This window comes from Kitasatospora sp. NPDC023118 (genome assembly GCF_055560875.1).
In genome coordinates this window covers 22,083-42,086 of sequence record NZ_JBVHHW010000045.1, presented here as the reverse complement: position 1 = coordinate 42,086, position 20,004 = coordinate 22,083, and the positions used below count along the sequence as shown (strand labels likewise).

20 protein-coding genes are annotated in these 20,004 nt (G+C 73.3%); 13 read left to right on the top strand and 7 right to left on the bottom strand.

Features of this window, described 5'->3' with window-relative positions; genetic code table 11:
* From ACZ3UD_RS35020 to ACZ3UD_RS35010, 3 genes are all read left to right on the top strand, one after another.
* The coding region (locus ACZ3UD_RS35020; RefSeq protein ID WP_132919430.1) for an acyl-CoA dehydrogenase family protein at positions 1-94 on the top strand (94 nt) is incomplete at its 5' end.
* A gap of 153 nt (positions 95-247) precedes the next feature.
* Positions 248-1,105 (top strand): oxidoreductase, encoded by an 858-nt coding sequence (locus ACZ3UD_RS35015; protein ID WP_465597229.1) that lies wholly within the window; start codon positions 248-250, stop codon positions 1,103-1,105.
* A gap of 64 nt (positions 1,106-1,169) precedes the next feature.
* Positions 1,170-1,637: a GNAT family N-acetyltransferase gene (locus ACZ3UD_RS35010; protein ID WP_465597225.1), complete on the top strand. Its 468-nt coding sequence runs from the start codon at positions 1,170-1,172 to the stop codon at positions 1,635-1,637.
* 4 nt (positions 1,638-1,641) lie between these two features.
* On the opposite strand, the gene ACZ3UD_RS35005 is transcribed toward ACZ3UD_RS35010, so the two are convergent.
* Positions 1,642-2,238: an NAD(P)H-dependent oxidoreductase gene (locus ACZ3UD_RS35005; protein ID WP_465597222.1), complete on the bottom strand. Its 597-nt coding sequence runs from the start codon at positions 2,236-2,238 to the stop codon at positions 1,642-1,644.
* Positions 2,239-2,346: 108 nt separating this feature from the next.
* Between ACZ3UD_RS35005 and ACZ3UD_RS35000 the strand changes: the two genes are divergently transcribed.
* Positions 2,347-2,796 (top strand): MarR family winged helix-turn-helix transcriptional regulator, encoded by a 450-nt coding sequence (locus tag ACZ3UD_RS35000; RefSeq protein WP_465597219.1) that lies wholly within the window; start codon positions 2,347-2,349, stop codon positions 2,794-2,796.
* A gap of 6 nt (positions 2,797-2,802) precedes the next feature.
* Here the strand turns inward: ACZ3UD_RS35000 and ACZ3UD_RS34995 are convergent, their stop codons facing one another.
* Positions 2,803-3,174, bottom strand: coding sequence for a MerR family transcriptional regulator (locus ACZ3UD_RS34995; RefSeq protein ID WP_465597216.1), 372 nt, complete (start codon positions 3,172-3,174; stop codon positions 2,803-2,805).
* A 168-nt stretch (positions 3,175-3,342) separates the two neighbouring features.
* On the opposite strand from ACZ3UD_RS34995, the gene ACZ3UD_RS34990 reads away from it, so the two are divergent.
* Positions 3,343-3,837: a peptidylprolyl isomerase gene (locus ACZ3UD_RS34990; RefSeq protein WP_465597213.1), complete on the top strand. Its 495-nt coding sequence runs from the start codon at positions 3,343-3,345 to the stop codon at positions 3,835-3,837.
* Between the two features lie 157 nt (positions 3,838-3,994).
* A complete protein-coding gene (locus ACZ3UD_RS34985) occupies positions 3,995-4,798 on the top strand; it encodes an arylamine N-acetyltransferase family protein (protein WP_465597211.1) in 804 nt (267 codons plus the stop codon).
* A gap of 45 nt (positions 4,799-4,843) precedes the next feature.
* Here ACZ3UD_RS34985 and ACZ3UD_RS34980 read toward each other — a convergent pair whose 3' ends face one another.
* Together ACZ3UD_RS34980 and ACZ3UD_RS34975 are read right to left on the bottom strand one after the other, a co-directional pair.
* Complete coding sequence (locus ACZ3UD_RS34980) at positions 4,844-5,308, bottom strand: LbetaH domain-containing protein (protein WP_465597209.1); 465 nt, start codon at positions 5,306-5,308, stop codon at positions 4,844-4,846.
* Positions 5,309-5,346: 38 nt separating this feature from the next.
* The gene (locus tag ACZ3UD_RS34975) at positions 5,347-6,633 is read right to left on the bottom strand and encodes an LCP family protein (RefSeq protein WP_465597207.1); all 1,287 of its coding nucleotides are present in this window, start codon (positions 6,631-6,633) and stop codon (positions 5,347-5,349) included.
* A gap of 370 nt (positions 6,634-7,003) precedes the next feature.
* On the opposite strand from ACZ3UD_RS34975, the gene ssuE reads away from it, so the two are divergent.
* The 5 genes from ssuE (at position 7,004) to ACZ3UD_RS34950 (ending at position 14,547) form a co-directional block, all read left to right on the top strand.
* A complete protein-coding gene (ssuE, locus tag ACZ3UD_RS34970; protein ID WP_465597204.1) occupies positions 7,004-7,558 on the top strand; it encodes an NADPH-dependent FMN reductase in 555 nt (184 codons plus the stop codon).
* 256 nt (positions 7,559-7,814) lie between these two features.
* Entirely contained in the window at positions 7,815-8,603 is a 789-nt protein-coding gene (locus ACZ3UD_RS34965) for an ABC transporter ATP-binding protein (protein WP_465597201.1), read from the top strand.
* A gap of 19 nt (positions 8,604-8,622) precedes the next feature.
* Positions 8,623-11,190, top strand: a complete 2,568-nt coding sequence (locus tag ACZ3UD_RS34960) for an ABC transporter permease (protein ID WP_465597198.1) — start codon at positions 8,623-8,625, stop codon at positions 11,188-11,190.
* A 184-nt stretch (positions 11,191-11,374) separates the two neighbouring features.
* Positions 11,375-13,345, top strand: a complete 1,971-nt coding sequence (locus ACZ3UD_RS34955) for a hypothetical protein (RefSeq protein ID WP_465597195.1) — start codon at positions 11,375-11,377, stop codon at positions 13,343-13,345.
* Between the two features lie 161 nt (positions 13,346-13,506).
* Positions 13,507-14,547, top strand: a complete 1,041-nt coding sequence (locus ACZ3UD_RS34950) for a glycosyltransferase family 2 protein (protein WP_465597192.1) — start codon at positions 13,507-13,509, stop codon at positions 14,545-14,547.
* Positions 14,548-14,655: 108 nt separating this feature from the next.
* On the opposite strand, the gene ACZ3UD_RS34945 is transcribed toward ACZ3UD_RS34950, so the two are convergent.
* The 3 genes from ACZ3UD_RS34945 to ACZ3UD_RS34935 all read right to left on the bottom strand — a co-directional run bounded on the left by ACZ3UD_RS34945 (position 14,656) and on the right by ACZ3UD_RS34935 (position 18,382).
* On the bottom strand, positions 14,656-16,185 hold the full coding sequence (locus tag ACZ3UD_RS34945) for an LCP family protein (RefSeq protein ID WP_465597189.1): 1,530 nt from the start codon (positions 16,183-16,185) through the stop codon (positions 14,656-14,658).
* A 148-nt stretch (positions 16,186-16,333) separates the two neighbouring features.
* Positions 16,334-17,554, bottom strand: a complete 1,221-nt coding sequence (locus ACZ3UD_RS34940) for an LCP family protein (protein ID WP_465597186.1) — start codon at positions 17,552-17,554, stop codon at positions 16,334-16,336.
* Between the two features lie 36 nt (positions 17,555-17,590).
* Positions 17,591-18,382 (bottom strand): TIGR03089 family protein, encoded by a 792-nt coding sequence (locus ACZ3UD_RS34935; protein WP_465597183.1) that lies wholly within the window; start codon positions 18,380-18,382, stop codon positions 17,591-17,593.
* Positions 18,383-18,527: 145 nt separating this feature from the next.
* On the opposite strand from ACZ3UD_RS34935, the gene ACZ3UD_RS34930 reads away from it, so the two are divergent.
* Both ACZ3UD_RS34930 and ACZ3UD_RS34925 read left to right on the top strand, forming a co-directional pair.
* Positions 18,528-18,719, top strand: a complete 192-nt coding sequence (locus ACZ3UD_RS34930; protein WP_465597180.1) for a hypothetical protein — start codon at positions 18,528-18,530, stop codon at positions 18,717-18,719.
* A 320-nt stretch (positions 18,720-19,039) separates the two neighbouring features.
* Positions 19,040-19,960: a DNA-3-methyladenine glycosylase family protein gene (locus tag ACZ3UD_RS34925; protein WP_465597177.1), complete on the top strand. Its 921-nt coding sequence runs from the start codon at positions 19,040-19,042 to the stop codon at positions 19,958-19,960.
* The last annotated feature ends 44 nt before the right edge of the window (positions 19,961-20,004 follow it).

Below are 20,004 nucleotides of genomic sequence, written 5' to 3'. Positions count from 1 at the left end.
GGTGGAGCGGATGATGCGTGACGCGAAGATCACCCAGATCTACGAGGGCACCAACCAGGTCCAGCGCATCGTGATGGCCCGCAACCTCCCGTAACCAGGCCCGACCTCGAACTCCTCGGAGCCCCTGGCCGATTCCGATCGGCCGGGGGCTCCGGCGTTTCCGGACGGGCCTCATCACCGGCCGCGGCGGTGTCGTATAAATGATCGTCAACTTTCCTGTAGTGCACCCGAGTACGGAGGAACGCGGATGACCGCCCACGAGACCACCGGCAAGGTCTGGCTGATCACCGGTGCCAACTCCGGCTTCGGCCAGGCCATCGCCGAGGCCGCCGTCGCCGCCGGCGACACCGTGGTCGCCGCCGCCCGGCGTCCCGAGGCGCTCGCCGAGCTGGCGGCCGCCCACCCCGGCCGGGTCGTCCCGGTCCGGCTGGACGTCACCGACCAGGAGCAGATCTCCGCCGTCGTCGAGGAGGCCGTGTCCCGGCTCGGCCGGATCGACGTCCTGGTGAACAATGCCGGGCGCGGCATGATCGGCGCCGTCGAGGAGACCACCGACCGCGAGCTGCGGGACCTCATGGACCTGCACTTCTTCGGTCCGGCCGCGCTCACCCGGGCCGTGCTGCCGCACATGCGGGCCCAGGGCTCGGGCGCCGTGGTGCAGATGAGCAGCATGGGCGGCCGGTTCTCCTTCCCCGGCGTCGGTGCCTACTCGGCCACCAAGTTCGCCCTGGAGGGGCTGTCCGAGGCGTTGGCCCAGGAGGTGGCCGGCTTCGGGATCAAGGTGCTGATCGTCGAGCCGGGCGCGTTCCGGACCGGCTTCGCGGGCGGCGGCGCCCTCGCCCGCTCCGCCCCGATCGACGCCTACGAGCCGGTGGTGGGCCCGGTCCGCACCGGCCTGCCGGACTCCGACGGCAAGCAGGCGGGCGACCCGGTGAAGGCCGCCGAGGCGATCCTGACCGCGCTGGACGCCGAGCAGACCCCGCTGCGGCTCGCGCTCGGCACCGACGCCGTGGACGCGATCCTCGGCAACCTGGACGGCGCGCGCAGCGAGGCCGAGGCCTGGGCGGCGGTCGGCCGCGCCACCGACTTCCCGGCCGGGGCGTAACACCGCGGGAATCCTCGCGACGGCGGGCAGCCGGACTGCTCAGACACGCCGTAGGCTGCCCGCCATGTCCACCACGCTCAGCCTCGCCGTGCTCACCCCCGACAACATCGACGCCGCCCTCGCCCTGCGGGTGCGCCCGGACCAGGAGGGCCTGGTCACACCGGTCGCGGAGTCGCTGGCCGAGGCGTACGTGCACGGGGAGACGGCCTGGCCCCGGCTGATCCTGGACGGCGGGCGGCCGGTCGGCTTCGTGATGGCCTTCTTCGACGTCCGCTTCGGCCCGGAGCGGCCCGGCGACCGCCCCCGCTCCGGCCTCTGGCGCCTGCTGGTCGACGCCGAGCGGCAGTGCGGCGGCTACGGCCGCTTCGCCGTCGAGCAGGTTTGCGCGGAGATCCGCCGCCGTGGCGGCACCCGCGCGACGGTTACCTATCACCCGGGCCCGGACGGCCCGGCCGGGTTCTACGCCCGGCTGGGCTTCCGCCCGACCGGCGAGCTGAGCGGCGGCCAGGAGGTGGCGGAGGTCGAGCTGTGAGGGCTCAGTCGAGCAGTGCGGCGGCCTGCGACCGGGCCTGCCGCAGCCACTCGGCCCGCTCGTCGGCGGGGGAGTCGGTGACGGTGCGGAACACCGTCCGCCGGACGTCGGTGACGCCGACGTACGGCAGCACGCAGGCCGTCCAGATCCGTTCCAGCGGGTCGCCGAACTCCTCGCGCTCCCGGGTCCCGGGGGTGTCCGAGGTGTTCAGCACCAGGGCCCGCCCGGCCCGCAGCAGTCCGGCCGGCTCGCCGTCGGCGGTGCCGAGCTTGTAGGCGACGCCGGGGGCCAGCACCCGCTGCACCCAGCCGGTCAGCACGGCGGGCGGCATGCCCCACCAGTTGGGGTGGATCAGCACCAGCGCGTCCAGGGTGGCCACCTCGGCGCGGTGCAGGGCGAGTTGGGGGTCGGCGGTGGCCCCGGCGTCGGCCACCGTGCCGGTCTCCTCGGCGGTGAGCAGCGGCGCGAACCCCTCGGCGTACAGGTCGTGCGCCCGTACCTCGCAGCGGCGCCCGCGCAGCTCGTCCGCCACGGCCTGGTACAGCGCGTGGTTGAAGCTGCCCGGCCGTGGATGCGCCAGGTAGACCCCGATCCGCTTCATGTTCCGCCCCCAAGGTGTTGGAGGTCGATGCTACTGGTGCCGCCGGGGTTGCGGGGTAGGAGCCCGGGACTGTGTGCGTACGCACGCAACCTCGGTACGATGAACGCCATGGACCGCGCCGATCTCACCCTGGGCCCGCTGTCGGAGCAGGACCACGCCTTCTACGGCCTGGTCTGGGCAGGAACCACCCTCGCCGCCCGGATCGACCGGGAGCTCACCCGGGTGCACGGGCTGCCGCTGTCCTGGTTCGAGGTGATGCTCTGGCTGAACGGCCAACGGGAGCCGGTGGCCGCCTCCGACCTCGGCGCGAAGACCATGCTCAGCCGCAGCCAGGTCTCCCGGGTCGTGGACGCCCTGGCAGGGCGCGGGCTGGTGTCCCGCGCGCCCTCCGCCTCGGACGCGCGCTCGGTGCGGATCGAGCTGACCGAGCAGGGCCGCGCGGTCTTCGCCGAGGCCGACACCACCCGGCGGGCCGTCCTCGCGCCGGTCTTCACCGAGCGGCTGGACGAGGCGGACATCGCCGCCCTGGAGACGGTCTGGCGCAAGCTGAAGGCCTGAGCCCCCCTACGCCGGCGCCGACTTCCCGGAGGCGCCGGCGATCACCTCGTCCAGCACCTCCCGCGAGCGCAGCAGGTCGGTGATCATCCGGTCGATCCGGTCGCGCTCCGCGGTGAGCTCCGCGACCAGCAGCGGCGTGGCGGTCCTGTTCGGGCCGCCGTCGCAGTCCCGCATGCAGGGCAGGATCTTGTGGATGGTGCGGCTGTGCAGCCCGGCCGCGAACAGCTCCTGGATGTGGACCACCCGGTCCACCGCCATCTCCGGGTACTCCCGGTGGCCGCCCTGGGTGCGTTGCGCGAGCAGCAGGCCCTGCTGCTCGTAGTACCGCAGCGAGCGCTCGCTCACGCCCGTCCGCCGGGCCAGTTCGCCGATCCGCATGCCGTCCACCCCGTCGTCCCGGTCGAGACGCCCGTCGAGTCACTTCAAGGTTTGAACCTGACGTCGATGCTAGCTTCCGCCCGGCGCTCGCCGGATAACACGCCGATCCGACCTCGCGCGCTCCGGGGGTGGCGCGCGACGGCGGGCCGCTCGTGCCATGATCCCTGCATGGGTTCCAACGTTTTCTTCGACATCACCATCAACGACGAGCCGGCCGGCCGCATCGTCTTCAAGCTCTTCGACGACGTCGTCCCGAAGACCGCCCGCAACTTCCGCGAGCTGGCCACCGGCCAGAACGGCTTCGGCTACGAGGGCTCCGGCTTCCACCGCGTGATCCCCGCCTTCATGCTGCAGGGCGGTGACTTCACCAACCACAACGGCACCGGTGGCAAGAGCATCTACGGCGAGAAGTTCGCGGACGAGAACTTCGACCTGAAGCACGACCGCCCGGGTCTGCTCTCGATGGCCAACGCCGGCCGCAACACCAACGGTTCGCAGTTCTTCATCACCACCGTCGTCACCGACTGGCTGGACGGCAAGCACGTCGTCTTCGGCGAGGTCGTCGAGGGCATGGACCTGGTGAAGAAGATCGAGGGCCTGGGCTCGCAGAGCGGCCGCACCTCGGCCAAGATCACCATCGCCAAGTCCGGCGAGATCGCCTGATCACCGTCCTCCGGGACCGGTGACAACCCGCCGCCCCGGAGCGGGGAGTCCGGCCTGCCGACCTCCCGCTCCGGGGCGGTGGCGTTCCCGCCCGCCGTGGACGTCCTAGGTCGAAGGACCGATGGCCGATCGCCCGCCGCCCGGGTGGAATGGGCGGGTGGATCACGAGACGGCGTACGAGGCACTGGCACCGGCCGTACGGGCGGCGTACCTGGAGCGGATCGGCGTGACGGAGCCCGGGCCGCCCTCGGTGGAGGGCCTGGCGCTGCTGCAGCGGGCCCACCTGCGGGCAGTCCCGTTCGAGAACCTGAGCATCCACCTCGGCGAGCCCGTGGTGCTGGAGCCGGCCGCCCTGGTGGCGAAGCTGGTGGACCGGCGGCGCGGCGGCTTCTGCTACGAACTCAACGGAGCCTTCGCCGAGTTGCTGCGCACACTGGGCTACCGGGTGAGCCTGCTGGCCGCCCGGGTCTTCGACGGGGAGCGGCCCGGGCCGCCGTTCGACCACCTGGCGCTGCGGGTCGACCTGGACGAACCCTGGCTGGTCGACGTGGGGTTCGGCCGCTTCAGCCTGCTCCCGCTGTGCCTGGACGAGCGCGGCGCCCAGCCCGACCCGCACGGCACGGTCGTGATCAGTCCGTACGGCGACCACGGCGAGCTGGACGTACGACTGGACGGCGTGCCGCAGTACCGGCTCGACCCGCGCCCGTACCGGCTGGCCGACTTCGGGCCGACCTGCTGGTGGCAGACCACCTCGCCGCAGTCCCACTTCACCCGGTCGACCACCTGCTCGCTGCTCGCCCCGGACGGCGGCCGAACCACCCTCAGCGGCACCCGGCTGATCCGGACCGCCCCCGACGGCGGCCGCACCGAGGAGCAACTCACCGACGCCGGGGCACTGTCCGCGTACCGGGAGCACTTCGGGATCGCGCTCGACCGGCTGCCGACCCCTCCGTCGGCCTGACGCCGGGGCGGAGGTGTGCCGACGGCCGGGAACCGCGGCGTGCCGTCAGACGGGGGCGGAGCTGGGCGCCCAAGTCCCTTCCCGCATGCCCACCTTGCGAGCGGGCACCCCGGCCCAGATCTCGCCCGGCCCGGTCGAGCGGGTGAGCACCGCGTTGGCGCCGACGACGGTGCCCGCGCCCACGGTCAGCACGCCGTCCTTGCACACCACCTTGGCGCCCGCGCACAGCACCGCGCCGTCCTCGACCACCACCCGCCGCATCGCGCTGCGCTCCTGCGGCACCCACGGGTCGGCCCGGCCGACGGTCACGCCGTTGTACAGCGTCACGTTCGCGCCGAGCGTGGTGTGCGGGTGCAGTACGGTGCCGAAGCCGCGGTGGAACACGGCGAGTCCGGGCCCGATCTCGCAGGCGGCCGGCACCTCCATGCCGTAGAGCGCGAGCGCCTCCTGGACCAGGCGGCCCAGGAGGCGGTGGCGTCGGCGGTAGACGAGTGCGGTGACGAGGGACATTCACCCATTGTGGCGGAAAGGTCGCCCGGAGTCGCCGGTTACTTGAAGTCCGGCACCGCGGTGTCGTTCTTGAAGGCGTCGAAGACCTGCTTGGACTTGCCGGCGTCCCACTGCACCGCGGACTCGCCGGTCTTGGTGTGGTAGTCCGCGTTGCCGATCGGGACGGTCATGGTCTTGCCGTTGCCGCCGTTGACGTCCTTCATGGCGAGGAAGAGCGAGCCCAGGTCGGTCAGCCCGCAGTCGTCGTCGACGATCAGGGTGCCGAGCGCCGAGTCGACCAGCGGGTAGAAGGTGAACGGGTTGAGCACATTGCCCGGGGAGGCGGCCTGGTGGGCGAGGGCGCCGAGGAACTTCTGCTGGTTGCGCATCCGGCCGAGGTCCTGGTCGGCCATCTGGTGGCGCTGGCGGACGAAGGCGAGGGCCTGCTTCCCGTTGAGGGTCTGGTCGCCGGCCTTGAGGTCGAGGCCGGAGTCCTTGTCCTTGACGTCCTGGTCGATGTGCATCTCGACGCCGCCGATGGAGTCCACGATGCCGACGAAGCCGGTGAAGCCTATCTCGGCGTAGTGGTCGATGTGGATGCCGGTGTTCATCTCCACGGTCTGCGCCAGGAGCCGGCCGGTGCCGTTGGCGAAGGCCGAGTTGATCTTCGAGGTGGTGGCCTTGACGGTCTTGCCGCTGCTCGTCTTGAACTCGGGGATCGGCACCCAGGAGTCGCGCGGGATGCTCATCAGGGTGTTCCCGTTGTCCCCGATGTGCAGGATCATCATCGAGTCGCTGCGCTTGCCCTCGACGTCGTGGCCGGTGTGCATGTCCTCCATCTGGGCATCGGTGAGGCCCTCGCGGCTGTCCGAGCCGACGATCAGCCAGTTGGTGCCCTTGCCCGCCGCCGGGCGGCCCGGGTAGTCGGCCAGCACGTTCTCGTGGTTGAGCTTGGAGTCCGCCCAGAAGTAGGTGGAGACGGCGGTCACCATCACGGCGATCAGCACGCCGAAGACCGACCACTTGACGATCCGGCGCCGCGGCCAGCGCTTGGCCTGGGCACCGGCCGGCCGCGCACCGGCCGGGCCGCCGGGGCCGCCGGGGCCGCCGGGACGGCCGGGACCGCCCGGACCGCCGGGGCCACCGGGCCGGACCGGGCCGCCGGGCACGGCCTGCGGCGGGACGCCGCCGTACCGGGACGGCTCGGGCTGCCGCGGCGCGGGCGCCCCCGGCCCGCGCGGGTTCAGCGAGGCCGGCAGCGGCGGCTCGGCCGCCGCCCCGCCTCCGCCGTTGCCTCCGTACGGGTTCCCGCCGCCGCCCGGGCGGCCCTCCTGCCACGTGTTCATGCCGTCGAGGATGCCCGACCCCGCTCGGCCTGACTCCCCCCCGGGGCCCCACCAGGCCTCTTGTAGCAATTTTGATGCACGTACCGGATCGTTCCGCCGAAACGTCCCGTCACCCGCGTTCCGGCTGCCGAAACGATTCTTGACCGCCTCGAACACAGCGTGTTTGCATTTCACGCATGGATCAGCGTTGGGCACTCACGCGTCGGCGGCACGTCGATCTGCGGCGTGGGGTGGCCTGTTCGCTCTGTCGCGGCTGACACTCGCGCCTCGCGCCCGTCGAGACGCCCCCTTCCGAGCACCGAACCGCAGCGCCCCGCCCGCTGCGGCGCCGTTTCGAAGAGCCGCCCCCGCTTCCAGCCAGAGGTGAACCATGGCCACCGTCCTGTCCGTTTCCGGCTCCCCGTCCGCCACCTCCCGCACCACCCGCCTGCTGCGCCACGTCGACGCCCGCCTCGCCGACCGCGGCCACCACGTCATCCCCTTCGAGGCCCGGAGCCTGCCCGCGCACGCGCTGCTGTCGGGAGACCTCGACCACCCCGAGATCGTCGCCGTCACCGAGCTGTTCGCCCGCGCCGACGGCGTGGTCATCGGCACCCCCGTCTACAAGGCCGCCTACTCGGGCCTGCTGAAGGCCCTGCTGGACGTGCTCCCGCAGTACGCACTGGCCGGCAAAGCCGTCCTGCCGCTGGCCACCGGCGGCTCTCCCGCGCACGTCCTCGCGGTCGACTACGCGCTGCGCCCGGTGCTCAGCTCGATGGGCGCCGACCACATCACCCAGGGCTGGTTCGTGCTCGACCGCCACATCACCGCCAGGGAGGACGGCACCACCCTGGTCGAGCGCGAGACCGACGCCCTGCTGGCCCCCGTCGTGGCGGGCTTCGCCGATGCCCTGGAGCGGTCGGCCGCACCCGCGCTGACCGGCTGAGCGGCGGCCGGCGCGACCCCGTACGGGGCGACCCCGAGACGGCCCGCGGCGCCCCCTAGGGGGAGGGGGCGCCGCACCCCGTAGAACCTTGGTTGCACCGCTTCATTCCGACGGAGGACGAGCGGCCCGCAACCGACTCCTACCGTGGATCCCACGTCCCCGCCCGCCTGAACGCGGCCCGATTCCGTCGGGTCCGCGGCCGACCGCGTCGGCAGGGTGGGGGCCAACGGGTGGGCCCACTTCCTAGGAGACTCCAGTGACGACGGCAGCAGCAGCCGTGTACGACCCCCAGCTTCCCGGCGGACCGTCCGCCGTCGCCGCGTCCGCCCGTCAGGTCACCAAGGCGTACGGCTCGGGCGAGACCAAGGTGACCGCCCTGGACGCGGTCGACGTGGACATCCAGCGCGGCCGCTTCACCGCGATCATGGGCCCCTCCGGCTCCGGCAAGTCGACGCTGATGCACTGCCTGGCCGGCCTGGACACGGTCAGCGGCGGTCGGATCTGGATCGGCGACACGGAGATCACCGGCCTCAAGGACAAGCAGCTGACCAGGCTGCGCCGCGACAAGATCGGCTTCATCTTCCAGGCCTTCAACCTGCTGCCGACCCTGAACGCGCTGGAGAACATCACGCTCCCGATGGACATCGCCGGCCGCAAGCCCGACCAGGCCTGGCTGGACCAGGTGGTGGAGACCGTCGGCCTGGCCGGCCGGCTCAAGCACCGCCCCACCCAGCTCTCCGGCGGCCAGCAGCAGCGCGTCGCGGTGGCCCGGGCACTGGCCGCCCGCCCCGAGATCATCTTCGGCGACGAGCCCACCGGGAACCTGGACTCCCGGGCCGGCGCCGAGGTGCTGACCTTCCTGCGCCGCTCGGTGGACGAGCTGGGCCAGACCATGGTCATGGTCACCCACGACCCGGTCGCCGCCGGCTACGCGGACCGCGTGCTCTTCCTCGCCGACGGCGTGATCGTCGACGAGATGCACGCGCCGACCGCCGACTCCGTCCTCGAACGCATGCGCCGTTTCGACGGCAAGCGCACCAGCTGAGCGGCGGGACGACCTCACCGTGCTGCTCAAGACCTCACTGCGGAGCTTCTTCGCCCACAAGGGCCGGATGGCGCTCTCGCTCATCGCCGTCGTGCTGTCGGTCGCCTTCGTGTCCGGCACCCTGGTGTTCTCCAACACCGCCACCAGCACCTTCTCCAAGCTGTTCGCCGCGACCGCCTCGGACATCTCGGTCCAGCCGCCCAAGCCGGCCGACGACGACCAGCAGGCCGGCGACAAGCCGCCGACCGTCCCGGTCTCGCTCGCCCAGCAGGTCGCCGCGGTGCCCGGGGTGAAGACGGCCGTCGGCCAGGTCATGGTCGGCAACGCCATCCTGGTCAACCCGGCCACCAACAAGCTGGTCGGCCCGACCACCGGCGCGCCCACCCTGCTCGGCAACTGGACCGACACCCCGCGCAACCCGGTGAAGATCACCTCCGGCCACGTCCCGCAGAACTCCGGCGAGCTGGTCCTGGACGCGGACACCGCCAAGAAGGCCAAGCTCGGCCTCGGCGACAAGCTGCGGGTCGACAACACCGGGGGGCAGCACCAGTACACGATCGTGGGCATCGCCACCTTCGTCACCACCAACCCGGGCGCGGCGCTGGCCTTCCTGGACACCCCGACCGCCCAGCAGGTGCTGCTCGGCGAGCAGGCCTACACCTCCGTCGAGGCCTTCGGTGACGGCAGTCGCAGCGACGACCAGCTCAAGGCCGACGCCCTGGCCAAGGTCGGCACCGGCTACCAGGTCAAGACCGCGACCGAGCAGAAGGACGAGAACACCAAGTCGATCGGCAGCGGCCTCAGCTTCATGAAGTACGCGATGCTCGGCTTCGCCGGCATCTCGCTGATCGTCGGCGGCTTCCTGATCATCAACACCTTCTCGATGCTGGTCGCCCAGCGCACCCGCGAGATCGGCCTGCTGCGCGCCATCGGCGGCAGCCGCCGGCAGGTGAACGGCTCGGTGCTGGTCGAGGCGCTGATCCTGGGCGTGCTCGGCTCGACCCTCGGGGTGGCGGTCGGCCTGGGTGTCGCGGTCGGCCTGATCAAGCTGATGAACGCGATCGGCATGGACCTCGACGCGAGCGACCTGGAGATCGGGCCCGACGTGTTCGTGGCCGGCTACGCGGTGGGCATCCTGATCACGGTCATCGCGGCCTGGATCCCGGCCCGCCGGGCCAGCCGGATCGCGCCGATGGCCGCCCTGCGCGACCACGGCACCCCGGCCGAGGCCCGCTCCAACATCGTCCGGACGATCACCGGCCTGGTGCTGACCGGGGGCGGCGCCGCGCTGCTGGTGCTCGCGGGCTCGGCGCAGAAGGCGTCCACCGGCGGCCAGCTCCTGGGCCTGGGCCTGCTGCTCACCCTGATCGGCTTCGTGGTCCTCGGCCCGCTGCTGGCCACCGTCGTCATCAAGGTGCTCGGGGCCCTGCTCCCGGCCCTGTTCGGGCCCTCCGGCAAGCTCGCCCAGCGCAACGCGATGCGCAACCCGCGCCGCACCGGCGCCACCGCCGCCGCGCTGATGATCGGGCTGGCGCTGGTGATCGGCTCGTCGGTGTTCAGCTCCTCGGCCGTCACCTCGGCCAGCGCGCAGATCGACAAGTCGGTGGGCGTGGACTACATCATCTCGGGCGGCCGCACCCCGGTCACCACCGACATGATGGACGCGGTGAAGCGGACCCCGGGCATCGACCACATCACCACCCAGGAGGCCTTCAACCACGCGAAGGTCCAGCTGCCCGGCGGGCAGAGCGCCAAGACGGACCTGACCGCCGTGCCGACCAGCTTCTTCGGCACCGACTTCCACCCCACGGTCACCGCCGGCGCGGTGGACTCGGTCGGACACGGCTCGCTGGGGATCGGCGAGACCTTCGCCAAGGACCACGACCTGAAGGTCGGCGACCGGCTGACCGTCGACTACGGCAAGGGCCGCACCCAGACCCTGCCGGTGGGCGTGGTCTTCGAGAAGGGCGGGCTGCTGGGCGACGGCACCTTCGTCGGCCTCGACACCATGACCGAGGTCGTCCCGGCCGCCGAGCAGCCTCCGGTCTGGACCTTCTTCGCCAAGGCCGCCTCCGGCACCGACGTCGCCAAGACGCTCACCGCCCTGGAGGACGCGCTCAAGCAGTATCCGCAGCTGACCGTCAAGGACCAGGCCGGCTACAAGGAGCTGGTGCAGTCCCAGGTCAACACCCTGCTCTACCTGATCTACGGACTGGTCGGCCTGTCGATCACCGTCGCCGTGCTCGGCGTGGTCAACACCCTGGCGCTGTCGGTGGTCGAGCGGACCCGTGAGATCGGCCTGCTGCGGGCGATCGGGCTCTCCCGCCGCCAGCTGCGCCGGATGATCCGACTGGAGTCCGTGGTGATCGCGGTGTTCGGCGCCGTCCTCGGCACCGGGCTGGGCCTGGCCTGGGGCATCACCGCCCAGCGGGTGCTGCGGGACCAGGGGCTCGGGACGCTCGCCGTCCCGAGCACCACGATCGTGGTGACGCTGGTCTCCTCGGTGGTGATCGGCCTGGTCGCCGCACTCGTCCCGGCCTTCCGGGCCGGACGCATGAACGTCCTCGCGGCCATCGCGACGGACTGACCCGGCGACGGGGGACGTCGGGTCGAACCCCCACGGGGGAACGGGGGAACGGGGGAACGGGGGAAACCGGGGGGAACGGGGGGGAACGGGGGCCAGGGGCCGGGCGCGCACAGCGCCCGGCCCCTGCGGCATGGACGGCCACCGGACGGCCGAGACGATCATCCGATACTGAGATGATCGCCGAATGCTCCCCTCGGACGCCCCGCCCCTGCCCAGCGCCGCACCCCTCACCGCCGCCGCGGCCGCCCGCTGGCGCGCCGCCCGGACCGCCTGGCGGCTGGACACCCGCCGGCTCGCGCTCGCCCCGGCCGCCTTCCTCGTCCTGGCCACCGCCGTGGAGCCGACCGACACCGGCGGCTGCAACGTCCATGGCGTCTGCCAGGACACCTGGGGCTCCACACTGGCGTTCTGGACGGTGCTGGCCGAGGTGGTCCTGCTGATCGCCAAGCCCCGGATCCGGGCGCTGGTCCCCCCGGTCGCCCTGGCGGTGCTCTGGTACGCCCCGGGCGGCCTGGTCTCCCCGCTCGGCCGCTGGTCGGCCGTCCTGATGAACCTGCTGCTCGCCGCCGTGCTGATCGGCGCCGAACTCGGCCGCCGCCGCGCCCGCCAGCAGCTGGACGAACTGGCGGCCCCGCCCGTCCCCTTCCCGTGGACGGCCGCCGGGGCGCCCTCGCCCGTCCACCCCGAGAAACCGCCGGTCGCCCGCCGCGCCCTCGGCGGCCTGCTGCTCCTGGCCGCCCTGGCGCTCCCGCTGTACGGCCTCTGGGCGCAGGCCGGGCAGCGGGCCGCCGACGAGCGGGCCACCCGGGTGGTCGGCACCGCCGGGGCGAGCGACCAGGACGGCGTGCTGACCGTCCGCTTCCGGCCGCCCGGCGGCGGCCCGGAGCGCACCGCCGCCCTGGACGTTCGGTGGCAGCGGCAGCCGCAGCCCGGCGAACCCGTCCCGCTGCTGGTGGACGGCGACTCGGTGCGCGCCCTCGGCGACGACTACGACCTCTCCGACGAGGTGACGCTCGGCGGCCTGAGCGCCCTGCTCGGCCTCCTGCTGCTCGGCTCGGACGCCGTCGCGCGGGCCCGCCGGGCCCGGCCCGCCTTCGAGGGCTCCGCGCCCGCCCTGGCCGTCCGGGTCCGCGCCGATGCCCGCGGCGACCTGCTGGTGCTGCCGCTGGACGGCCCGCCGGACGGGCCCGCGCTCTGGCGCGTGGTCGAGCGCGACCGCTACCGCTGGGCCCGCCACGGCGACCCGGACACCGACGGCCCGGCCTGGGTGCCCGACCTCCCGGAGAGCGAGGACGACGAGGACCACTCCGACCCGCCGTCCGACGAGGCCGGGCCCTACGACCGGCCGACCCCCGCGCAGGCCGTCGCCCGGCTGGCCCGGACCGGCCGCAGTGTCCCCGCCGTGCTCTACCGCGGCCCGGACGGCCCGGACCGGCAGCTCCTGGTCCGCCCCGGACTGCTGGACCACGACCCGCACTGGGTGGCCGCCGAAGTCGCCCCCGTCGCCCGGGCCCCGCGGCCGAACCGCAAGGCCGAGCGCGAACGCGAGCAGGAACTCGCCGTCGCCGAGCTCACCGCCGAGACGGTGGCCGCCGCCCACCCGGCCGGTCCGGACGCCCGACCGGTGGCCGCCCGCCGCTGGGAGATACCCGTGCCGCTGCGCGTGCTGCCCGGGCCCGCGATGGCGCTGCTGCTCGGCGTCGCCGTGGTGTTCCTGAGCGGCGGGGGCTGGTGGCAGGGGCTGCTGCGCCCGCTCTGGTTCGGCTCCTCGGCGATCCTCGCCTGCGGCCGTGCGCTGTCCTGGCAGATCGTGGCCGACCGGGACGGCCTGCGGGTGGCCGCCGCGCTGCGCGTCCGCCACTTCCGGTGGCAGCAGATCACCGCCGCCGCCGTGCACCGCCAGCGGCTGATCATCCGGCTGCGCGGCGGCGAGGACCTCTCCGTGGCCGGCTGGCCGATGTCCCGGCTGGCCCGCCACCTCGGCGAGCGGTACGACCCGGTGGAGCTGGCCCGGGTGGTCGCCACCGCCGCCCACCGCCCCGACCTGCGCCCCAAGCAGGCGCTGCCGGACCAGCTGGGCCGTCCGCAGCGCCTGGTGAACATCCTTGCGGTGGCCGGCTTCGCGCTGTTCACCGTCGTTCACCACTGGCTCTGAACCTGCCCCGAACCTGCACCGTTCCCACTCCGATTCGGGCCCGGGGGAACGGAGCGGTACGGTGGGCGTGATCACAGCGCCGGTACCGCCCTTCGGGGTACCCGAGGCCGCCCAGACCGGGACAAGACGGATACGCGTCGGCACCGGTACGGTTGGCCCCGATGAACACCAAGGCTGCTGAGGAGCTGCCGGCTGTTTCCGTGATCATGCCGGTGCTCAACGAGGAACGACACCTGCGCACGGCGGTACGGCGCATCCTGGACCAGGAGTACCCCGGGCCGATCGAAGTGGTGATCGCCCTCGGCCCCTCCACCGACCGTACCGCCGAGATCGCGGCCGCGCTGGTGGCCGAGGATCCGCGGGTGCGCACGGTGGAGAACCCCACCGGCCGGACCCCCGCGGGGCTGAACGCCGCCATCCGGGGCTCGCAGCACCCGATAGTGGTGCGCGTGGACGGCCACGGCCTGCTCACCCCGGGCTACATCACCACGGCGGTCCGGCTGCTCGGTGAGATGGACGCGGCCAACGTCGGCGGCATCATGCACGCCGAGGGCGAGACCGAGTGGGAGCACGCGGTCGCGGCCGCGATGACCTCCAAGATCGGTGTCGGCAACGCGGCCTTCCACACCGGCGGCCTGGCCGGCCCGGCGGACACCGTCTACCTCGGGGTGTTCCGGCGGGAGGTGCTGGAGAAGCTCGGCGGCTACAACGAGGAGTTCATCCGCGCCCAGGACTGGGAGCTGAACTACCGGATCCGCCAGGACGGCGGGCTGGTCTGGTTCACCCCGCAGCTCAAGGTGACCTACCGGCCCCGGCCGTCGGTCCGGGCGCTGGCCAAGCAGTACAAGGACTACGGCCGCTGGCGCCGGGTGGTCACCCGCTACCACCGCGGCTCGGTCAACCTGCGCTACCTCGCCCCGCCGTCCGCGCTGCTCGCGGTCGTGCTCGGGCTGGTGCTCGGAGCCGCCGTCCACCCGGCGTTCCTCGCGGTGCCCGGCGCCTACCTGCTGGGCATCCTGGGCGGCGCGGTGGTCGAGGGCCGCGGCCTGTCCCTCAAGGCCAAGGCGCTGCTGCCGGTGGCGCTCGCGACCATGCACCTCAGCTGGGGCTTCGGCTTCATCACCTCGCCCCGCTCACTGGCCCGCCGGGTGATAAGGAGCATCGGCCCGTCCTCGAAGGACGTGCTCTCCCGGGCGGGTTGAGGGTGGTGACCGCTACCGCCGTCACCCCCGGGGGCGGTTGAGGGCGGGTCGAGTGCGAGCCCGGCCGCCGTCCTCACCGATGACGACGGAACCCCCGCCCGCTGCCGGCTACTTGGCGCAGGCGTCGGTGTCGTCCGCCTGCACCCGCTGGAGGTCCTTCGGCGCCTCCGCCGGTGCCTGGGCGGGGGCCGCGAGGACGTCCTTGCCGAGCACCAGTACCAGTGCGCCCTTCGGGTCCGCCTTCGGGGCCTGCCGTGCGGCGTCCGCGGGCAGCCCGAGGGCGGCGGCCAGCGCGGCGGCCTCGGCCTCCTGGCCGGTCGGGTACGACACCGTGGTGGTCGCCGTGACCGCCGCGTCGGAGGCGACGGCGGCCTTGGCGAAGCCCTTCTCCTTCAGCTTCTCCACCGTCGGACCGGACTGCCCGCGCGTCCCGCTGCCGTTGCGCACCGTCACCCGGACGTCCTTGGCGTCCACCGCGGGAGCCGTGGTGGCCGGGGCGGTGGTGGCCGGGGCAGCGGAGGAGGGGGCGGCCGGGGCCGGGGTCTCGGCGGTCGGCGGGGTGGCCGTCCCGGTCAGCGAGCGGTCGCCCGCGATCATCGAGAACACCTGCCCGGCGTCGGGCTGCTTGAGGATCAGCCGGTCGTTGTCCCTGGGGTCGTCCAGGACCGGCACGGTGGCGAAGGTGATGTTCTTGGTGTCCACCTTGCTGATGTCCTGCGCCAGGTCCTTGAGCTTGTCGACGCTGCCGATGCCGGAGTCCACGGTGAGCGCCTTGGTGGCGGCGTCCGCGAGCTTGTAGAGCTTGGCGGGGCTGGTCAGGGTGTCGTCGCTCTTGATCTTGCGGATCATCGAGCTGATGAACTGCTGCTGGAGCGGGATCCGGGTGAGGTCGCCGCCGAAGCCGACCGCGTGCCGGGTGCGGACGAAGGCCAGTGCCTCCTCGCCCTGGACGGTGTGGCGGCCCTTGGACATCCTCAGGTGCGAGTCCTTGTCGTCGATGTCCTTGGCCGCGCAGACCTCCACGCCGCCGACGGCGGTGGACAGGGTCTTCACCGCCTCGAAGTTGACCTGCACGAAGTGGTCGACCCGGATCCCGGTCATCTTCTCGACGGTCTTCCAGGTGCAGCCCGCGTCGCGCCCGTCCTGGCCCAGGCTGGTGTTGAACATCTCCCGCGCCGAGCCGGGGATCTTCTTCCCCTGGTCGGTCCGGCACTCCGGGATCGGCACCATCAGGTCGCGCGGGATGCTGATCACGGTCGCGTTGGTGCGGTCCTTGGCGATGTGGAACAGCAGCGTCGTGTCGGCGTGCCCGGTGCTGCCCTCGTCGCCGTACTCGCGGCCGAGGCCCTGCCGGCTGTCCGTGCCGATCACCAGGATGTTCAGCGCGTCCCCGGCGGCCCGGGGCCGTTCGGCCTCGTCGCCCAGCTGGACCTTGACCGAGGTCAGGTTGTTGTTGAAGTGCTGGTAAAGGTAGTACGCCCCGCCGCAGCCCGCGACCATCACCAGCGCGCCGGTGCCGGCCGTCCACTTGAGTATTCGTCGGCGCCGGTTCCGCTTGGCGGCGGCCGCGGCCCGGCGCCTGGTCGTCCGGCGGCCCTCCCCGTTGCCCTGGCCGGTTTCCGGTATGTCCTGCTGCACGGGGCTCCCTACGTCCGGCCGGTCACGGGGGCGGCCCACTCGGGTAGCGGGCTGATCCGGACACACTAGACGAGCCGAACGGGGGAATCGTTCCTGATATGACATCCGTCACGAAAGAGCAATGGAGAGGTAAAGCCGACGTGGGGCGTCAGTGCTGCGCGCAGGCGTCCACGTCGGCCGTGCGTCCCTCGAAGGTGGGTGAGGCGCTCGCCGAGGGTGACGCCGTCGCCTGGTCCGACCCCGCCCCGGCGGACGGGCTCGCCCCCGCCGTGGGCACCGAGCCGGGCGGCTGGACGGCGATCGGCCGGTCGTCCCGCAGCGCGGTGAACAGCTGGGTGGTCTGCGGTTGCACGAACTCGTCCCGGTCCGAGTCGTAGCGGTACGGGCGGCGCGGCGCGGTCAGGAACACCACGTCCGGCGAGGGGATGCCGCGCAGGTCCTGGGTGAGGTCGTACAGCGCGCCCAGCGACGACAGTCTGCCGTCCGCCTTGATCGAGGAGGTGGCCGCGTCCAGCACCGGCCACAGCTTCGCCGGGTTCAGCAGCACCCCCTGCGACTGCACCTTGCGGATCAGCGAGGCCAGGAACTGCTGCTGACGGCCCATCCGCTGGGTGTCGCTGCCGTCGCCCAGGCTCTCCCGGGCCCGGACGTAGCCGAGCGCCTGCTCGCCGTGCAGCACCTGCCGGCCGGCCGGCAGGTCCAGCTTGGCGTCCTTGTCGTGGATCGGCTGCGGCACGCACACGTCGACCCCGCCGATCGCGTCCACCATCGTCTTGAAGCCGTTGAAGTCGAGGATCAGGTAGTGGTCCATCCTGATGCCGCTGAGCTGCTCGACGGTACGGATCGAACAGGCCGGGCCGCCCAGCTCGAAGGCCCAGTTGAACTGCATCAGCCCCGGCTTGCTCCGGGTGCTGTCCGGCTTCTCGCAGGCCGGGACGGTGACCATGACGTCGCGCGGGATGGAGACCGCCGTCGCGTGCTTACGGTCGGCGGCCAGGTGCAGCAGGATCGTGGTGTCCGAGCGCCGGGTGCCGGCCTCGCCGCCGTAGGAGGAGTTCGCGCCGGAGCGGTCGTCGCTGCCGATCAACAGGAGGTTCTCGGCGCCGCCGGCCCCGGCCGTACGGCTCGGGCGTTCGGCCTCCAGCTCGGCCAGCAGCTTGTCGGTGACCGAGTCGGTGCGGATGTTGCCGTCCAGCTTGCGGTAGGCGGTGTAGAGCAGCGCTCCGATGGCGACCAGCAGGAACGCGACGACGCCGGCGGTGATCATCAGCCACCGCCGGCGCCTGCGCGGGCGTCCGGGTCCGCTCGGGGGAGTGTCCGTCGGGGGAGCGTCATCGGTCGGGGGGTGCTCGGTGTCGTCCTCGGCCATGGCAGGGATCCCTACCCGCCGGGCCCTCGCCGGGGGTCAGCCGACGCGCAGTGTCACCCGTTCGGATTCGACCCGCTTCTCCCACTGCTCGGCGCTCAGGCCCTCGGAGTTGCGGCACAGCACCACCGAGGCGCCGGCCGCCAGCGGGGCCAGCAGACCGGCCTCCAGGCCCGCCCAGTCGTCGAAGGAGGACGTGGACAGGACGCGCGCGCCGGGTTCCAGACCGAGGCGCACGGCCCCCTCCCGGGCCAGCGCGACGGTCTGCTCGCCGGTCAGCTTCAGCGGCAGCCCGTCCACCGAGGTCTCCAGCGACGGCCCCTCCGGGGGCACGGGGGAGTACGGCGCGAAGCGGTCGCCCTGGCCGGGCACCTCGGCGGCGTAGTCGAGGAAGCCGTCCGGGCGCTGCGGGAAGCGGCCACCGAGCGGCCGCAGCGCGAGCGCGACGCGCTCGCCCTCGCACGCCTGGGCGGCCTCCAGGCCGTCCGGACCGCTCACCACCAGGTCGGCGGCGGCCGGGTCGCCGCCCGGCACCGCCGTCACCCCGACCGACCAGCAGGCCAGCAGCCAGACGGCGCTCTGCCAGTGGGCGGGCAGGAGCAGCGCGGCGCGGTCGCCCGGACCGGCGTTCAGCTCGTCCTGGAGGAGGTTGGCGGTCTTGGCGACCCAGTTGTCGAAGGTCCGGGCGGAGAGTTCCACCCGTTCGCCGGTGGCGTCGTCGTAGAAGGTGACCAGCGGGGCCGCGGGATCGACCGAAGGGGTGCCGCCGCGCAGGTATGCGTGCAGCAGCTCGACGGGGGTGCGGGCATCGGCAGCGAATGGCGCAGTCATGGTGCGCCCCAGCCTACGGCCTTCGGGTGGGAGGCAGGGAGGGGCGGCCGAGCGGGCGCGAGGCGGCACGGCGGGCCGCCCGGTTTGCGGCGACGATCCCCCTCATGTGCTCCCCGTCCAGGCCGTGTGCTCCTCAACCAAGGCTGTGAGCCCCTCGACCCAGGCCGTGCGCCGTTCGACCAGGGCCGCGCGTCGCGCCCTCCCGGCCGCGCTGCTCGCCGGATGCACCGCCGCCCTGCTGCTCCAACCCGCTCCCACCGCCACCGCCGCGCTCCTTGCGCCCGCCGCCGAACGCCGTGACTTCCCCGGCGGCGGCACGACCCTCTCGCTCCCCTGACCACCGGCCACCGGCTCGCGCCACGCGCCACCCGGCCGTTCGGACTCCTCGGCGTCGGCTGGGACGGTCCGGCGGCGGCGAAGGCCGGCGCCACCGTCCGGGTCCGCACCCGGGACGCCGCCGCCGACACCGAATGCCCCGGCGCCGCGCTCTACTCCCGGCCCTACGCACGGCCGCGGCGCGGCTGCAGGCGCGGTGACCGGAGCGTCGTCTGGCCGTTCGCCGATGTCCGGGGTCGCCCCCGCCCACTGGCCGCCCCGAAAGGCCCCCGCCTCAGCCCGTATCGTTCATAGCCCCAGGGACCACAGGAGGCGACGGCAGTGACGGGCGGCGAGGCGGTACGGCGCTGGCGGCCGGGCTTCCCGCTCGACGTGGCCCGGACGCTGCTGCCACTGCGCCGGGGCCCCGCCGATCCCTCCTACCGCACCGCCGGTGACGGCGCCGTCTGGCGCGCCTCCCGCACCCCGGCCGGCGTCGGCACCCTCCGGCTGCGGCCCCACCCCGCCGAGGGCGAAGTCGAGGCGACCGCCTGGGGCCCCGGCGCGCAGTGGCTGCTGGACCGGCTGCCCGCGCTGCTCGGGGCGGAGGACCACCCGGAGGCGCTGGTGCTGCCGCCCGGCCCGCTGCGGGACGCCCAGCGCCGTACGGCTGGGGTGCGGATCACCCGCACCGGCCTGGTGATGGAGTCCCTCGTACCGGCGATCCTGGAGCAGAAGGTCACCACCGACGAGGCCTACCGCGCCTGGCGCACCCTGCTGCGGGACTTCGGCACTCCGGCACCGGGCCCGGCCGAGGGCATGCGGGTGGCGCCGTCGGCCCGGGAGTGGGCGATGGTCCCGAGCTGGGAGTGGCACCGGGCGGGCGTGGACCCGAAGCGTTCGGCGACGGTGATGCGCGCGGTGCGGTTGGCACCCCGGCTGGAGGAGGCATCGGCGATGGGCCACGAGGAGGCCTTCGCCCGGCTGACGGCCGTTCCCGGCATCGGCGTCTGGACGGCCGCCGAGACGCTGCAGCGCAGCAACGGCGACCCGGACGCGGTGTCGGTCGGCGACTTCCACCTCCCCAACCTGGTCGGCTGGGCCCTGGCCGGGCGTCCCCGCAGCGACGACGCCCAGATGCTCGCCCTCCTGGAGCCCTACCGCCCGCACCGCTACCGCGTCTGCCGCCTCCTGATGGCCACCGGCGCCCGCGCCCCCCGCTACGGCCCGAGGCTCACCCCCAACGACCACCGCCACCGCTGACCCGGACGCCCACCAAAAAACCCACCCCCACCCACCCGCAGCCC

Excerpts from the sequence above, each read along its gene's own strand:
- ACZ3UD_RS35015 (WP_465597229.1), top strand. The coding sequence starts at position 248 with ATGACCGCCCACGAGACCACCGGCAAGGTCTGGCTGATCACCGGTGCC.
- ACZ3UD_RS35010 (WP_465597225.1), top strand. The coding sequence starts at position 1,170 with ATGTCCACCACGCTCAGCCTCGCCGTGCTCACCCCCGACAACATCGAC.
- ACZ3UD_RS35005 (WP_465597222.1), bottom strand. The coding sequence starts at position 2,238 with ATGAAGCGGATCGGGGTCTACCTGGCGCATCCACGGCCGGGCAGCTTC.
- ACZ3UD_RS35000 (WP_465597219.1), top strand. The coding sequence starts at position 2,347 with ATGGACCGCGCCGATCTCACCCTGGGCCCGCTGTCGGAGCAGGACCAC.
- ACZ3UD_RS34995 (WP_465597216.1), bottom strand. The coding sequence starts at position 3,174 with ATGCGGATCGGCGAACTGGCCCGGCGGACGGGCGTGAGCGAGCGCTCG.
- ACZ3UD_RS34990 (WP_465597213.1), top strand. The coding sequence starts at position 3,343 with ATGGGTTCCAACGTTTTCTTCGACATCACCATCAACGACGAGCCGGCC.
- ACZ3UD_RS34980 (WP_465597209.1), bottom strand. The coding sequence starts at position 5,308 with ATGTCCCTCGTCACCGCACTCGTCTACCGCCGACGCCACCGCCTCCTG.
- ACZ3UD_RS34975 (WP_465597207.1), bottom strand. The coding sequence starts at position 6,633 with ATGAACACGTGGCAGGAGGGCCGCCCGGGCGGCGGCGGGAACCCGTAC.
- ssuE (WP_465597204.1), top strand. The coding sequence starts at position 7,004 with ATGGCCACCGTCCTGTCCGTTTCCGGCTCCCCGTCCGCCACCTCCCGC.
- ACZ3UD_RS34955 (WP_465597195.1), top strand. The coding sequence starts at position 11,375 with ATGCTCCCCTCGGACGCCCCGCCCCTGCCCAGCGCCGCACCCCTCACC.
- ACZ3UD_RS34950 (WP_465597192.1), top strand. The coding sequence starts at position 13,507 with ATGAACACCAAGGCTGCTGAGGAGCTGCCGGCTGTTTCCGTGATCATG.
- ACZ3UD_RS34940 (WP_465597186.1), bottom strand. The coding sequence starts at position 17,554 with ATGGCCGAGGACGACACCGAGCACCCCCCGACCGATGACGCTCCCCCG.
- ACZ3UD_RS34935 (WP_465597183.1), bottom strand. The coding sequence starts at position 18,382 with ATGACTGCGCCATTCGCTGCCGATGCCCGCACCCCCGTCGAGCTGCTG.